This window comes from Pseudomonas sp., from assembly GCF_030150285.1.
Taxonomy (GTDB): domain Bacteria; phylum Pseudomonadota; class Gammaproteobacteria; order Pseudomonadales; family Pseudomonadaceae; genus Aquipseudomonas.
This window is the reverse complement of sequence record NZ_JASLGE010000049.1, coordinates 1-14,942: the sequence shown is the minus strand read 5'-3', so window position 1 is coordinate 14,942 and position 14,942 is coordinate 1. Positions and strand designations below refer to the sequence as shown.

Sequence of the window (14,942 nt, the reverse complement as noted above, 5' to 3'; positions counted from 1 at the left end):
CTTTTTCAGAGTGCGCGAGCCCAATCGCGTAGCAAATACTTCTGGATCTTGCCTGTCGATGTCTTTGGCAATTCGCTGAACACGACCGTTTTCGGCACTTTAAAGCCGGCTAGATGTTCGCGACAGAACAGGATGATGTCCGCTTCCCGAAGGTCGTGAACATCCTCTTTGAGCGTGATGAAGGCGCAGGGGGTTTCGCCCCATTTTTCATCCGGACGAGCCACGACGGCGGCCTCCATTACGGCCGGGTGGCGATACAGCACGTCTTCGACCTCGAGGGTGGAAATGTTTTCGCCGCCCGAAATAATGATGTCCTTGAGGCGATCCTTGATTTCGACATAGCCATCAGGGTGGCGAACCGCAAGGTCCCCGGTGTGAAACCAGCCCCCCTCGAAAGCTTCTCGTGTCGCTTGCGGGTTTTTCAAATAACCCTTCATGACCGTATTGCCGCGCATAAAAATTTCGCCCACACGTGTGCCGTCCATGGGGACCGGCTCCAGGGTTTGCGCATCGGCAACCATCAGCCCTTCGAGGGTGGGATAACGCACGCCTTGGCGCGACTTGATCCTTGCACGTTCATCCAGCGGTTGATCGTCCCATGGGGCTTGCCAGGCACACACGGTCACTGGGCCGTAGACCTCCGTCAGGCCATACACATGGGTCACCTTGATGCCCATCGCCTCAACCGCACCAATGACGTTGGCCGGCGGTGCCGCACCTGCCAGCATGACGTCGACAGGATGATCGAGGGTGATTTTGGCCGAATCGGGCAGGTTGACCACCCCATTCAGAACAATCGGCGCACCGCACAGGTGACTGACCCGATGCTCGTGAATCAACGCAAGAATCTTGTGCGGATCAACACAGCGCACAAACACGTGAGTGCCAGCCAGTGCAGTCACCGTCCACGCAAAGCACCAACCATTGCAATGGAACATCGGCAAGGTCCACAGATACACAGGGTGATGCCCCATGGCCCACGTTATCTGATTGCCCAATGAATTGAGATAGGCCCCACGATGGTGATAAACCACGCCCTTGGGATTGCCCGTGGTGCCGGACGTGTAGTTGAGCGAGATGGCTTGCCATTCATCCTCAGGCCATTGCCAGGCGAACTGTGGATCACCTTCAGCCAGAAAGGCTTCATAATCCAACGTGCTGACGGGGCTGCCTTCGCCGTACTCGGGATCGTTCACATCGACCACCAGCGGCGGGTGAGCAAGCGTACTCAAGGCCTCACGAACTACCGCGTGAAACTCTCGATCCGTGATCAAGACCTTGGCTTCGCCATGCTCAAGCATGAACGCAATGGCCTGAGCGTCCAGGCGCACATTCAAGGTGTTGAGCACTGCACCGATCATCGGCACACCAAAGTGGGCTTCGAGCATAGCCGGAATGTTAGGCAGCATCACCGCCACGGTATCGCCCTTGCCGATACCCCGCCTGCCAAGCGCACTGGCCAGACGCCGACAGCGCTCATACGTCTCTTGCCAGTTGCGCCGGATGGCACCGTGGATCACGGCAGGATATTCACCGTAGACCGTGGCTGTGCGCTCAATGAAGCTCAGAGGCGAAAGGGCAATATGGTTGACGGCCGTAGGTGCCAGGCCCGTTTCGAAAATTGACATGAGGGTATCCTGTGGGGACATTCCCAGCCTGTTTGACCGTGCTGGAAACTCCCATGGCTGATTGTTAGCTCTGTTCAGGTTCTAAAACCGCCCTGTCTGAACGACGGGGCGGCTGCGCAGGAAGCGTCGGGTTAATCCGTCTGTTGACGGGTTTTGCGAAGGTGCGCGCGCCAGGTCATGGCCCAATGAGCCGGGTCCTCCAGCGGTGCGCTCTTTAGTCGGTGAATCGCTTGATTGTGCGGCGAGGTCTTGACGATATCCGGGTTGGAGTAAGCCTCATCGGATATGTGCGCAAGCACAGCAATCCAGGTGTCCAGCGCCTCTTTGCCGTACATCTCGCCCGCCTCGGGGGTAAAGGGCTCCGGTACCAACCACGGATGGTGACTGCTCCACATCGGGTCAATACCGAAATCGCTCATGCGGTTTTGAACGTCATGGACGTCGACCCCCGTGTCCTCTTTAAGTTGTTCAAGGCTGTAACGCGTCATCTCCATGCGGTGACTCTTGGCCTCAGGGTGTGAACGCGTCACGCCACGAATCGCCAGCAGGCCTTTTTCCATATAGTTATTGGCCAGGACCGAAAGGTCTGACGCCTGCGCCATCCCTTCTGCGCCCATGGCCCGGGACCACGCGTAAGCCTTGAGGATGACCGGGACGTTGCCCCAGAACTCGCGAACCTTGCCAGTGCTCTGCGGGCGATCGAAATCCAGGCTGTAACGCTCACCGTCAAAAGCCACCACCGGTGCCGGCAGGAACGGAGCCAACTGCGCCGAGCAACCATAGGCCCCCACTGCGGGCCCCCCCACCCCACTTTTCGGTGCCCCGAAGGTTTTGTGCAGCATAAACATGCACGCATCGAAACCGAGCTCGCGTGCACGAATCTTGGTCATCGCTCCGTTGAAGTTCGCGTGGTCGTAGAAACACAACCCCCCGGCTTCGTGGACCACCTGCACCCATTCGCGGATCTGCGGGTTGTACACGCCCATGTCGTCGGGATTGTTAACCATCAGCGCCGCGGTGCGATTGGACACGGCGGCCTTGAGCGACTCCAGCGACGGGTAACCGTTCTCATCGAGCATCAGGGTAATCACCTTGAACCCGGCGGCAGCGGCTGTCGCGGCGCTGCTCGGGTGAGTCTGGATCGTGGTGATGATCTCGTCTCGCTGCGCCAGCTCACCGCGGGACTCATGGTAGGCGCGGGTCACGGCGCAACTGGTGTACGCCGCGTCAGCGCCGCCGCCGGCCTGGAAGATGAACTGATCCATCCCGGACAGCTCACGCAGGATCATATCCATGCCGTGCACCACTTCCAGTGCGCCTTGCAGGGTGTCTTCATCCTGGTACGGATGAACATGGGTGATTTCAGGACGCCAAGCCATTGCCTCGTTGATCTGGGCGTTGTACTTCATGGTGCAGGTCCCGAACAGGCTGATGTTCATCATGCCTAGCGTCTGCTGCGACAGGCGCAAGTAGTGATACAACACCTCGGGTTCGGACATTTGCGGTAACGCGGGTTGGCTGGCGCGCCGCATGCTCGGTGGAATCAAGCCATCGGCGCTCCCGACGGCTGCTTGTACATCAGCCTCTACGTCGGAAAAGATCACACCGCGACGGCCGGGGTAGCCCATCTCCAGAATGACAGGTTCGTTCCAGACGGGTGCATGGTATTGCTTGAGGGGCGTGCTCATTGTGAGATTACCTTTTGGAGTGCGGCGCTCAGGCGCTGAATATCGGCTTGCGTATGAATTTCGGTCACGCAATACAGGGCGCTGGCCCCAAGCGCAGGGAAGTCTTGTGTCAGGTCTTTACCGCCGAAGATCCCGAGCGCGAGCAGTCGCTGGTTGATCTCCTTAACGCTCAGCCCGGTACCGTCGACATTCACCACGAATTCTTTGAAGAAGCCGCCTGGGAAGGTCACTTCCACACCCGGAATGTCTCCCAGCAGCTTCGCCGCGTAATGCGCACGTTGCAGGATGAGATTGCCCACATCCTCGAAGCCTTTGGGCCCCATCATCGCCATATACACCGCGTTGGCGATGGCCCACATGTAAACCGAGTGACCGGTCCAATCATTGCCCTTGTCACGCAGCCCGTAAGATGACTGTTCGAAAAGGCTCAGGCCAAAACCGTATTCACCCGGCTGAGTGGTTTCGGCAATGCTGATAAACAGCGTCGGGTATTGGTGGGCGTAGCGTTCTTCGTCGCGGGTCGCAATGAAACCGCTGACCCCGCCGCCACAGTTCATATGCACACCCAATGGCTGAGTGGTGCCCACCACGATGTCGGCTCCGAAATCAATGGGAGCGGCCAGCACGCCGAGGGAGATCGGGTCGACACCTACAATGACTTGGGCTCCCGCGGCATGGGCAATGGCGGCAATCTCCGCGCCTTGCTGTTCAATCACACCGAAGTACGACGGTGTTTCGAAATAGACGGCTGCCGTTTGCGCACCGATCAAGGTTTGCAGGTGATCAAGATCAAGCAAGCCCGTTTTCGGGTCAAAGTCGACGAGTCTCACAGCGATATGGCCCGGCATTTCAACGGGTTCGCAGTAATTGCGGATGATGGAAAGCCGTTCAGGGTCGATGGCACGGACAACCACCGCTTCGCTGCGCCCGGTGATTCGGGTGGCCATCCGAATGGCGTGGCCCGCCGCACAGCCCCAACTGCGCACAGGCAGGCCGACCAGGTCCATGTTCAGCAGTTCGCCGAGCTGGCTGCAGAACTCGAACCAGGCTTGGTTACGACCGTGGTCGGAACTGGGCTCACCAAAGACTGAGGTCAGCCATTCGTTGCGGCGAACGACTTCGTCGCACGCGGCCGGAACGTGATGTTGCCAACAGCCAGCACCCAAAAAGTTCAGGTTTTGCTCGCAGGTTTTGTTCTTCGCCAGCAGGCTGACCAGATGCCGACGTAGCTCGCTTTCATTAAGCGCCGGTGGCAAATTCATCGGGCGTTGCAGACGGTGTTCAGGGGGTATTTGCTCGAATAACGCCTCGATACTGTCAACACCAATCGAGTCGAGCATCGCCTGTTTAAGCGCAGGAACAGAGTTCGCCATATAGGGGTGGGCAACATGATGACTCATGGGTTTATCCTCGTGTTTTCAGATGAAACAATTGATCAGGTTCGAACCCTGAAAAAGACGGACCGGTCTGGCCCTGTGTGCACACGTATATGGCCGCTGAGCATGGCATCGACTTGCGCATCACCGGTGTCGACACGCAAGCAGCCGGCATCGAGGGAGAGGAGCTTGTCCATGGAGGTGATGACGATGATGTTGTCGCGCCCTACCCGGCGGATAACCTCGGCACTGATCTGCTGATTACCACGGCCGAACAGGCTGCCGTGACCGCCCAGGACGCTGGTCACGATGCAGGCCTGATGCCCTTCTGTCAGGCGGATCAATTCGCGCTCATTGAGGTCTGCGCCCATCAGCGTTCCGTCCATGACCGCGTCCACGCCAAGCAGGGTCGAAGCCAGCCCTAATTCGGTCATGACCCGCCGGGTGGTGGTGCCGGGGCCCAACAGGTAAAGCCAGCCGGGTTTCATCTGCCGGACGACCTGCCGGGCCACCGCGTCGAGCGCCATGTTTTCGGTGGCCATGGACCCGGCCTTGGCGTTTTGCGTCAGGTGGCGGGCATGGGGGCTGCGTGCGTAGCCATAAAGGCGTGCCGACACCTGATCGTTGCGCATGGCGGCCTCATCAATGTCCATGACCTCGGCCTCGCGAAACCGCACCGAGGACTGCGCACCGATGAACCGAGCGGCAAGGTTTCCGGCACTTTCGGGGGTGGTGCCGAAGACCGCTGAATACATTTTCACCCCCGTCGGGATACCGAGGATTGGAATACGGTCACTGACCATCTCCAGCACATCCCGCGCGGTGCCATCGCCCCCGGCAAAGAGCAGCAAATCGACAGCGGCATACGCCATGACGAGCGCGGCATTGCGGGTGTCAGCCGGCCGGCTCGACCCAGGCGGTGACGTGTAGACGACAATGGGCTCCAGGCCGGCAGCGCGCGCCACGTCCTCTCCCAAGTCCCCAGAGCCCGTCATCAGTCGAAAGGGCGTCGTTGATGCCGCCAGACGTTTGAGCGCGATCAAGGCCCTGTCGTTAGAAAAGGGCTTGGCCCCACGACGCCTTGCTTCCTGCAAAACTTCAGCACCGTCGGTGCCCTTTAGCCCTACTCGTCCGCCCATCCCGGCGACCGGGTTGACGATAAACCCCAAGGTTTTGACCTGGCCTGTGGGGTGCAGTGAAATAGGGAGATCGCGCTGTTCTCTCATTGCTCGGTATCCTGTGGGAAATAGCAAGGCACCAGCGCCTGAGAGCACACCGCTCAGAGTCATTGCATACGCCTCGTATGTGAGACACAATACGACATACGATGCGTATGTCAACTAGCATACGCGTCGTATGCTAAATTATTTAAAGGAACGACGACCAATGGCGCAGAAGCGTTCGGACATGATTGCGGAGACTCGCGGCAAACTCATCAAAGCTGCCCGAGACGCATTTGCGGTGAAGGGGTATGCAGAAAGTTCGATGGACGATTTCACCGCTCAAGCGGGGCTGACGCGGGGGGCTCTGTACCATCACTTTGGTGACAAAAAGGGCTTGCTACAGGCCGTTATCGCCCAGATCGATGGCGAGATGACGCAACGGTTATCGGTGATTATCGAAGCGGCCAGCACGACTTGGGAGGGGTTTATCGATGAATCCATTGCTTATATCAAGATGTCACTGGAGCCGGAAATTCAGCGCATCGTGCTCCTCGACGGCCCCGCGGTGCTGGGTGATCCGTCGCAATGGCCGAGTCAAAGTGCTTGTATCCGCAGTACTCAACGCTGCCTACAAAAGCTGATGGATGAAGGAACGATCCGCCAGGTCGACACCGAAGCAACGGCGCGCCTGATCATGGGGGCACTGCTTGGCGCTTCCTTGTGGATTGCTCACGCCGAGGCTCCTCACACCGCCTCTGAAAAAGCCGTCGATAGTTTCCGCACCCTGGCATCCGGATTGCTGTTGACCAAACCCTCGGTGAGTCCGTAATCGCCCTTCCTGGCCTTCGTTCAATAACTTTTCGTACACCCTAGGCTCTGTACGAAATGTATCTGCGCTCGGTTATGCGGCGTTGAAAACAGGCTCGGAATGCTCATTTACAACCCGTAAACTCCGCTTCCTCGCCTGTTTTCGCCTTGCCCAACCTTCGCTCGAAAACATTTCGTACAGACCCTAGGTCGCGATGTTCTAACGCAAGGGTGGAAGTTTCAGGGTATTTCTGTTGGACTGACACTCGCCGCCAAGCCCTGTCACGGCTTGGTCATTAAACGGACCTACAGTAGCGCTACCCCCTGATGAGGAGACAGGCCATGGACTTACAACACACCATTCAAGAATTAGCGGTTTTTCGCACCCAACCCAACCAGTCTCTGGGGTGCGCGATCATTGATGCACAGGGCAATGAAGTCTCGATCACTGAAGAAATGATCCAAAAAGCCTGCGCCGAACTGGATCAGCGCCTGGTCAGGCCTGCACTCCAGGACTGATCTTGCGAACGCTACCCACGGCAGGCGCAGCTTGGCCAGTGCCTGCCGTGGACGTAGCGACCTAAACCCGAACAGCCCCCAACGCGCCGATCATCTGGCGCAGCACCGGCGAATCGCCGTGCACCTTCACCGCCAACCCTTCGATTTCACGGCGCACCGGGTAGTGTTTGCGCAGTGCATCGAATGCCTTTTTCTGCGCCTGGGCACTGCCAACCAAGCTGCGACGAAAGTCCGCATCATCTCGGCGCGGGTCGTAAACGCTCCGGCACACCATGGCCAACGCCCACGCGGGGTCAGTGTCCGCACTCAGTTCGACCTGGCCCAGCCACGGGGCTGGCAACAAATCGGCCAGACGCACCCCGGGCACATGCCCCAGCACATCGCACAGCGCGTGATAGATCTGCGCGGTACCGCGTTGCTTGCCGTCCAGGCTGTAGCCCGCGATATGGGGCGTGGCCAGCACGCACAAGTCCGCCAATGCCACGTCCACTTCAGGCTCGGCCTCCCACACGTCCAGCACCGCTTGCAGGTCGTCTCGCTGGGTCAGCACCGTGCGCAAGGCGGCGTTATCAATCACCGGGCCACGGCTGGCATTGATCAGCCAAGTGCCGGTGCTCAGGCGGTTTAACCGCGCCTCGTCGAATAAGTGCCACGTGGCGTTGTCGCCGTTTTTGGTGAGCGGTGTGTGCAGGCTGACCACATCGCATTGCTCAATGATCTGATCGAGGCTGACGTAGTCACCGCCTTCAACAGCCTGACGCGGCGGGTCGCACACCAGCACCTTCCAGCCCAGGCCGCGCAACACAGTGACCAAACGCCCACCCACTTCGCCGGCACCTACCACGCCGTACGTGCGCTGATTGAGGTCGGCACCCTCGATTTCGGCCAGCGTCAGCAAACTGCCCAGCACGTAATCGACGACGCCACGGGCATTGCAACCGGGGGCGCTGGCCCACTGAATACCTGACTGATCGAAGTAGTCCAACGCCAGGTGGTCGGTGCCAATGGTGCAGGTGCCCACAAAGCGCACGGCACTGCCTTCAAGCAGGTCGCGGTCCACTTTCGTCACCGAGCGCACCAGCAGCACATCCGCATCATGCACATCGGCGCGCGTGATCTGGCGGCCGGGCAAGCGGCGTATCTCACCGAACTCAGAAAAAAACGCTTCGATCAGCGGAATGTTTTCGTCAGCAACAATCAACATGGCAGGCTCCTTTGGCGGACGGGCAGTGTAGGCCTGGTTAAGCACAATGGGCCAGTCAGGCAGAGTACCGCGGGCCGCCAAGCCCCAAGCGACCTGTCGCCACCCGCGGTGGCGATTCAGGTAGCAGGGTCAGCCTTGCTTTTTGCGGATCCAGTACAGGTAAGTGCCTGCGGCTTCCTGTTGCTTAACCAGTTCATGGTCCAGAAACGCACAAAACTTGGGAATATCGCGGCGCGTGGACGGGTCGGTAGCAATGACTTTGAGCAAGCCTCCCGGTTTCAGGTCGCGAATGTGTTGGTGCAACATCATCACCGGCTCCGGGCAGTTCAGGCCGGTAGCGTCCAAGGTGCCGTCAACCGGCAGGTCATCGTTCATCAATTACTCCTGAATCAGCGCGATTTTGGTTTTTTTACGTCCAGCCGACGCAAGTGGCAGGTCACTTCTTCGCGGTCGTGATACAGCTGCTTGCAGCCAATCTCGACCTGAATACCGCGCGCCTTGAAGCCATCCGCAATACGATCAAGCAGGCGTCGCACTTCGGCATACCGCTGCTTCATCGGCAACTTGAGGTTCACCACCGCTTCGCGGCAATGGCCTTCACCGATCCACTCTTCGAGCATGGCAGCATTGCGCGCCGGCTTTTCGACGATATCGCAGACCATCCAGTCCACGGGCTGCTTGGGCTTGAAGGTGAAACCGTCGGCCATCAAATGTTGCACCAGCCCAGTGTCCATCAGGCTTTCGGCCATCGGGCCGTTGTCGATGGCCGTGACGATCATGCCGCGATTCACCAGTTGCCAGGTCCAGCCACCAGGGGCTGCACCCAGGTCAACGCCGGTCATGTCACTGTGCAGCCGCTCATCCCACTCCTCACGAGGGATAAAGTGATGCCAGGCCTCTTCCAGCTTGAGGGTCGAACGGCTCGGGGCTTCACGGGGAAACTTCAGGCGAGGAATGCCCATGGGCCACATCGCGCAGTTGTCCGACTCGGCCAGGCCCAGAAACAGCTCTCGACCACTTTTAACCGTCAGCAATAAACGCGGCTTGCGGTCGTCGTTCTCCACCAACTTGCCGGCCTTGATCAGGGCCTTGCGCAGGTGGGTGTCAAACTTCTTGCAGAAGTTGGACAGTTCCTTACCGTCGTTGGTGTCGACCATTTCCAGCCACAGGCTGCCGCACACGGGAAACTCCGCCATGTGCTCAAGGATGACGCTGATGCGGTCGGTTTCGGGCAGCGCAATAAAGCCACCACGGGCCCATTGGCGAGGGAAGATCAGTTCGGCGAAGCGCAAGCCTTGCATCAGGCGCGCCGCGCCGCCCTCTTCGGTGCACACAAACTCGGCACAGGCCGAGTCCGGCTTGGCCTTGGCGTAGCCGGATACAGCAAGGCGCGCCGCGTGTTCGGCGACTTCCGAGCACACTTCGCCTTCAAAACCGGGCCGGCAATGCAAAAAAACGGTGTTCATTGAGTTACTCCTGGGCAGCAGGCGGACATTGGCCAGCCGCGCATCCTTGATTTGGCGCAAGGACTGTCACAAAAAGGCGCGCATGATAGCTGACTTCGGAACCTTGAACCCTTACAGACAGTCCAGTTATTAGCCAGAACGATGATTGGCAGCTACTTTAGACACTCTATTCGCGCCACACGACCCGTGCCGTGCGGGTCTCAAGGAGTCATTTCATGTCCTCCCTCGACAGCCTGAATACCCTCTCTACCCTAAAAGTCGACGATAAGACTTATCACTACTTCAGCCTCCCCCTCGCCGCCCGAACGCTGGGCGACTTGAGCCGTTTACCCATGTCGCTCAAGGTGCTACTGGAAAACCTGTTGCGCTGGGAAGACGGTAAAACCGTCACCGGGCAGGACCTCAAGGCGCTGGCTGCATGGCTCAACACGCAACGCAGCGACCGCGAAATCCAATACCGCCCGGCCCGGGTGCTGATGCAAGACTTCACCGGCGTGCCCGCCGTGGTCGACCTGGCAGCCATGCGAGCCGCCATGGCCAAGGCCGGCGGCGATCCGCAGCGCATCAACCCGCTGTCACCCGTGGACCTGGTCATCGACCACTCCGTGATGGTCGACCGCTTCGCCAGCGCCAACGCCTTTGAGCAAAACGTCGACATCGAAATGCAGCGCAACGGCGAACGCTATGCGTTTCTACGCTGGGGCCAGGATGCCTTCGACAACTTCAGTGTCGTGCCACCGGGTACGGGCATCTGCCACCAGGTCAACCTGGAATACCTGGGCCGCACGGTCTGGACCAAAGACGAAGACGGCCGCACCTATGCGTTCCCGGACACGCTTGTCGGCACAGATTCGCACACCACCATGATCAACGGCCTTGGGGTACTGGGCTGGGGCGTGGGCGGCATCGAGGCCGAGGCGGCCATGCTCGGGCAACCGGTGTCGATGCTGATCCCTGAAGTGGTGGGCTTCAAGCTCAGCGGCAAGCTCAAGGAAGGCATTACCGCCACCGACCTGGTGCTGACCGTCACGCAAATGCTTCGCAGCAAAGGTGTGGTCGGCAAATTCGTCGAGTTTTATGGCGACGGGCTGGCCGAACTGCCTCTGGCCGACCGCGCCACGCTGGCCAACATGGCCCCGGAATACGGCGCTACCTGCGGTTTCTTCCCGGTTGACGACATTACCCTCGACTACCTGCGCCTCTCCGGACGGCCGGAGGCCACGGTCAAATTGGTCGAGGCCTACAGCAAGGTTCAGGGCCTGTGGCGTGAGGCCGGGCAAGAACCGGTTTTCACCGACACCCTGGCCCTCGACATGGGCACCGTAGAAGCCAGCCTGGCCGGGCCCAAGCGCCCACAAGACCGGGTGGCGCTGCCAAACGTCGGGCAGGCCTTCAGTGACTTCCTGAACCTGCAATTCAAGCCCGCCAACAAAGATGAAGGTCGCCTGGAAAGTGAAGGCGGTGGCGGTGTAGCCGTCGGCAATGCGGACTTGGTCGGGGAAACAGACTACAGCTTCGAAGGGCATACCTATCGCCTTAAACACGGTGCCGTGGTGATCGCCGCCATCACCTCCTGCACCAACACCTCGAACCCCAGCGTGATGATGGCGGCGGGGTTACTGGCCAAAAAAGCGGTGGAGAAAGGCCTCAAAAGCCAACCCTGGGTAAAGACCTCGCTGGCTCCGGGTTCCAAAGTGGTGACCGATTACTACCAGGCGGCGGGCTTGACGCCCTACCTGAACCAATTGGGTTTTGATCTGGTGGGTTACGGCTGCACCACCTGCATTGGCAACTCGGGGCCATTGCCCGAGCCCATCGAAAAAGCCATTACCCAGGCTGACCTGACCGTAGCGTCGGTGCTGTCAGGTAACCGAAACTTCGAAGGGCGGGTACACCCGCTGGTCAAAACCAACTGGCTGGCTTCACCGCCGTTGGTGGTGGCCTATGCCTTGGCCGGCACCGTGCGCATTGACCTGAGCCACGAGCCGTTGGGCACTGGCAAGGATGGCCAACCCGTGTACCTGCGAGATATCTGGCCCAGCCAGAAGGAAATCGCCGACGCGGTGGCCAACGTCAACACCGGGATGTTCCACAAGGAATATGCCGAAGTGTTTGCGGGCGATGCACAGTGGCAAGCCATCGAGGTGCCGCAAGCGGCCACTTACGTCTGGCAACCCGACTCTACCTACATCCAGCACCCACCCTTCTTCGAAGACATCACCGGCCCCCTTCCGGTCATTGCCGATATTCAAGGGGCGCGGGTGCTGGCGCTGCTGGGCGACTCGGTGACCACCGACCACATCTCCCCCGCCGGCAATATCAAGGCTGACAGCCCGGCCGGACGTTATTTGCGGGACAAGGGCGTGGAGCCTCGGGACTTCAACTCCTACGGCTCGCGGCGCGGCAATCACCAAGTGATGATGCGCGGCACCTTTGCCAACATTCGTATTCGCAACGAAATGCTGGGCGGCGAAGAAGGCGGTCAGACGATCTACATCCCCACCGGGGAAAAAATGCCAATCTACGATGCCGCCATGCGCTACCAAGCGTCAGGCACACCGTTGGTGGTGATTGCCGGTCAGGAATACGGCACAGGCTCCAGCCGCGACTGGGCGGCCAAAGGCACTAACCTGCTGGGCGTCAAGGCGGTGATTGCGGAAAGCTTTGAGCGTATCCACCGCTCTAACCTGGTGGGCATGGGTGTTCTGCCACTGCAGTTCAAACTGGACCAGAACCGCAAAAGCCTGCACCTCACCGGCCGAGAAACCCTCGATATTCTGGGACTCACCGGTGCCGAGTTGCAGCCGCGCATGAACCTGACACTGGTCATCACCCGCGAAACCGGCCAACAGGAACGTGTCGATGTGCTCTGTCGGATAGATACGCTAAATGAAGTGGAATACTTCAAGTCTGGAGGCATTCTGCACTACGTGCTGCGGCAACTGATCGCGTCATAAACCTTCACCCGCGTGCTCGCGCTCTTTTAGGCATAAAAAGAGCGCGAGCACGCGAGCGTCGACCGCCTGCTCCCCCTCTGAAATATAAATTAAATAAACGCCCCACTGTGCCGACAGCCTGTCAAAGCCTTGCGGATTGACACGACATGCGTAACAACCAGCCTATCACTCAGCGCGAACGCACATTCCCTGCTCAACAACGGTTGATTTCCACCACCGATGCCAAGGGCATGATCACCTATTGCAACGATGCTTTTGTCGAAATCAGCGGCTTTTCGCGTGATGAGTTGATACGCGCGCCCCACAACCTTGTGCGCCATCCCGATGTGCCCCCAGCGGTGTTTGAACACATGTGGAGCACCCTGAAAAAGGGTCTGCCGTGGATGGGCATCGTCAAGAACCGCTGTCGCAATGGCGATCACTACTGGGTCAATGCCTACGTGACACCGGTGTTCGAGAACGAACGCGTGGTGGGGTACGAATCGGTACGAATCAAACCGACTGTTGAACAGGTGCAACGCGCACAAGCGCTGTACTCGCGGCTCAACCGTGGCAAACCGGCGGTACCACGACGTGACAAATGGCTGCCGGTGCTACAGGACTGGCTGCCGTTTATTCTGGTCAGCCAGTTGAGTTTTATGATTGGTGCGTTGTTCAACTCCAGCTGGGGCTTTGCCTTGGCCGCCCTGTTATCAATCCCGCTGGGGCTGCTGGGCCTGACTTGGCAGCAGCGCGGCATCAAACGCTTGCTGCGCCTGGCCGAACAGACCACCTCCGACCCGCTGATTGCACAGATGTACACGGACAGCCGCGGCCCGCAGGCGCGCCTGGAAATGTCGATCCTGAGCCAGGAAGCCCGTCTCAAAACCTGCCTGACACGTTTGCAAGACACCGCCGAACATTTGAGCGAGCAAGCCCGTCAATCCGATATCCTGGCCCATAAAAGCTCGTCAGGGCTTGAGCGCCAGCGCGTGGAAACCGAGCAAGTGGCGACTGCCGTCAACCAGATGGCCGCGACCACACAAGAAGTTGCCAGCCACGTGCAGCGTACGGCAGACGCCACTCAGGAAGCCAACCGCCTGACCCGTCGCGGCCGGGACATCGCCGGCGAAACCCGCGAAGCCATCGAGCGCTTGTCAATCGTGGTGGGCGAAACCGGTGCCACCGTGACGCAATTGGCCAAAGACAGCGATGAAATCGGCGGTGTTGTCGATGTGATCAAAGGCATTGCCGACCAGACCAACTTGCTGGCCTTGAACGCGGCGATCGAAGCCGCGCGCGCCGGTGAAATGGGTCGCGGGTTTGCCGTGGTTGCGGACGAAGTACGCCAACTGGCGCAACGCACCAGCCTGTCGACAGGGCAGATCCACAGCTTGATTGCCAAACTGCAACAAACCGCGGCGACCGCCGTACACACCATGAACGCCGGTCATCGTCAGGCCGAAGAAGGTGTGGCGCGGGTACTTGAGGCGGATGAAGCGCTGGTGGGCATCAGTGACGCGGTGGCCAATATCACCGACATGACCACCCAGATTGCAGCGGCGACCGAGGAGCAAAGTGCAGTGGCGGAAGAGATCAGTCGCAATATCAGCACCATTGCCGATCTCGCGGACCAGACGTCGGAGCAGGCTCAGCACTCGGCGTTGCTGAGCGAAGAGCTGACCCAAACCGTCAACAGCCAGTACTCACTGGTAGAGCGCTTTAACCGGTAGAAGGGGCTGCCCCGTCTTCGACACCGCGCTGGCCCGCAAAGAGCTGGGGGGCACTTCAAAGCACCGACGTGCTTTTGATCCAAGGGCCCCCGTCAACCATGTGTCCGGTCTCTACAGCTTTTCAAAGTGGCACGGCGTAAAGCCGGAACCTCAAGTGGCCGTGACCGCAGCAATGGATAGGATTGCGGCACGACAGCGCGGCATCATTGAGCGTTTAAAGATCAAAAGATCGCGAGCAATCGAGCGTCCACCGGCTGCTCCTACGGATCACGGATGGCAGAGTTTGTAGGAACGAGCTTGCTCGTGATCTTTTGATCTGGCTTTTGATCTAAAGGGCCCCCTTAAACCACGCTGGCCGAACGCAGGTTTTGCGCAGTGGGTAACCCGGCAGGACGCCGGGTTAGCCGCGACACGGCCAAGGA

Annotated in this window: 11 protein-coding genes; 4 read left to right on the top strand and 7 right to left on the bottom strand. The window is 59.3% G+C overall.

The features are described from left to right. Positions 1-5: 5 nt before the first annotated feature. The 4 genes from Q1W15_RS11275 to Q1W15_RS11260 all read right to left on the bottom strand — a co-directional run bounded on the left by Q1W15_RS11275 (position 6) and on the right by Q1W15_RS11260 (position 5,918). Positions 6-1,628 carry an acyl-CoA synthetase gene (locus Q1W15_RS11275; RefSeq protein WP_300727930.1) on the bottom strand — a complete coding sequence of 541 codons (1,623 nt, stop codon included), beginning with the start codon at positions 1,626-1,628 and terminating at the stop codon, positions 6-8. A gap of 131 nt (positions 1,629-1,759) precedes the next feature. After that, positions 1,760-3,316, bottom strand: coding sequence for an aminomethyl-transferring glycine dehydrogenase subunit GcvPB (gcvPB, locus tag Q1W15_RS11270; protein ID WP_300727927.1), 1,557 nt, complete (start codon positions 3,314-3,316; stop codon positions 1,760-1,762). Next, on the bottom strand, positions 3,313-4,716 hold the full coding sequence (gene gcvPA, locus Q1W15_RS11265; protein ID WP_300727924.1) for an aminomethyl-transferring glycine dehydrogenase subunit GcvPA: 1,404 nt from the start codon (positions 4,714-4,716) through the stop codon (positions 3,313-3,315). Before gcvPA ends, gcvPB begins: the two co-directional genes overlap by 4 nt. A gap of 35 nt (positions 4,717-4,751) precedes the next feature. Continuing rightward, positions 4,752-5,918, bottom strand: coding sequence for an ATP-NAD kinase family protein (locus Q1W15_RS11260; RefSeq protein ID WP_300727920.1), 1,167 nt, complete (start codon positions 5,916-5,918; stop codon positions 4,752-4,754). Between the two features lie 160 nt (positions 5,919-6,078). On the opposite strand from Q1W15_RS11260, the gene Q1W15_RS11255 reads away from it, so the two are divergent. Both Q1W15_RS11255 and Q1W15_RS11250 read left to right on the top strand, forming a co-directional pair. Next, positions 6,079-6,684 (top strand): TetR/AcrR family transcriptional regulator, encoded by a 606-nt coding sequence (locus Q1W15_RS11255; protein WP_300727918.1) that lies wholly within the window; start codon positions 6,079-6,081, stop codon positions 6,682-6,684. 320 nt (positions 6,685-7,004) lie between these two features. Continuing rightward, positions 7,005-7,181: a PA1571 family protein gene (locus Q1W15_RS11250; protein ID WP_300727915.1), complete on the top strand. Its 177-nt coding sequence runs from the start codon at positions 7,005-7,007 to the stop codon at positions 7,179-7,181. A 61-nt stretch (positions 7,182-7,242) separates the two neighbouring features. Here Q1W15_RS11250 and pdxB read toward each other — a convergent pair whose 3' ends face one another. The 3 genes from pdxB to rlmM all read right to left on the bottom strand — a co-directional run bounded on the left by pdxB (position 7,243) and on the right by rlmM (position 9,851). Then, positions 7,243-8,385: a 4-phosphoerythronate dehydrogenase PdxB gene (gene pdxB / locus Q1W15_RS11245; protein WP_300727913.1), complete on the bottom strand. Its 1,143-nt coding sequence runs from the start codon at positions 8,383-8,385 to the stop codon at positions 7,243-7,245. Positions 8,386-8,514: 129 nt separating this feature from the next. Then, positions 8,515-8,760: a sulfurtransferase TusA gene (tusA, locus tag Q1W15_RS11240; RefSeq protein ID WP_300727910.1), complete on the bottom strand. Its 246-nt coding sequence runs from the start codon at positions 8,758-8,760 to the stop codon at positions 8,515-8,517. A 14-nt stretch (positions 8,761-8,774) separates the two neighbouring features. After that, entirely contained in the window at positions 8,775-9,851 is a 1,077-nt protein-coding gene (gene rlmM, locus Q1W15_RS11235) for a 23S rRNA (cytidine(2498)-2'-O)-methyltransferase RlmM (protein ID WP_300727907.1), read from the bottom strand. A gap of 215 nt (positions 9,852-10,066) precedes the next feature. Between rlmM and acnA the strand changes: the two genes are divergently transcribed. Continuing rightward, the gene (gene acnA / locus Q1W15_RS11230) at positions 10,067-12,808 is read left to right on the top strand and encodes an aconitate hydratase AcnA (protein WP_300727904.1); all 2,742 of its coding nucleotides are present in this window, start codon (positions 10,067-10,069) and stop codon (positions 12,806-12,808) included. 146 nt (positions 12,809-12,954) lie between these two features. After that, positions 12,955-14,520, top strand: coding sequence for a PAS domain-containing methyl-accepting chemotaxis protein (locus Q1W15_RS11225; RefSeq protein ID WP_300727901.1), 1,566 nt, complete (start codon positions 12,955-12,957; stop codon positions 14,518-14,520). Positions 14,521-14,942 lie beyond the last annotated feature (422 nt).

Bases quoted from the DNA above. Each gene is read 5' to 3' on its own strand.
- pdxB (WP_300727913.1), bottom strand. From the start codon at position 8,385: ATGTTGATTGTTGCTGACGAAAACATTCCGCTGATCGAAGCGTTTTTT.
- Q1W15_RS11250 (WP_300727915.1), top strand. From the start codon at position 7,005: ATGGACTTACAACACACCATTCAAGAATTAGCGGTTTTTCGCACCCAA.
- rlmM (WP_300727907.1), bottom strand. From the start codon at position 9,851: ATGAACACCGTTTTTTTGCATTGCCGGCCCGGTTTTGAAGGCGAAGTG.
- Q1W15_RS11275 (WP_300727930.1), bottom strand. From the start codon at position 1,628: ATGTCAATTTTCGAAACGGGCCTGGCACCTACGGCCGTCAACCATATT.
- acnA (WP_300727904.1), top strand. From the start codon at position 10,067: ATGTCCTCCCTCGACAGCCTGAATACCCTCTCTACCCTAAAAGTCGAC.
- gcvPB (WP_300727927.1), bottom strand. From the start codon at position 3,316: ATGAGCACGCCCCTCAAGCAATACCATGCACCCGTCTGGAACGAACCT.
- Q1W15_RS11225 (WP_300727901.1), top strand. From the start codon at position 12,955: ATGCGTAACAACCAGCCTATCACTCAGCGCGAACGCACATTCCCTGCT.
- gcvPA (WP_300727924.1), bottom strand. From the start codon at position 4,716: ATGAGTCATCATGTTGCCCACCCCTATATGGCGAACTCTGTTCCTGCG.
- Q1W15_RS11260 (WP_300727920.1), bottom strand. From the start codon at position 5,918: ATGAGAGAACAGCGCGATCTCCCTATTTCACTGCACCCCACAGGCCAG.
- tusA (WP_300727910.1), bottom strand. From the start codon at position 8,760: ATGAACGATGACCTGCCGGTTGACGGCACCTTGGACGCTACCGGCCTG.
- Q1W15_RS11255 (WP_300727918.1), top strand. From the start codon at position 6,079: ATGGCGCAGAAGCGTTCGGACATGATTGCGGAGACTCGCGGCAAACTC.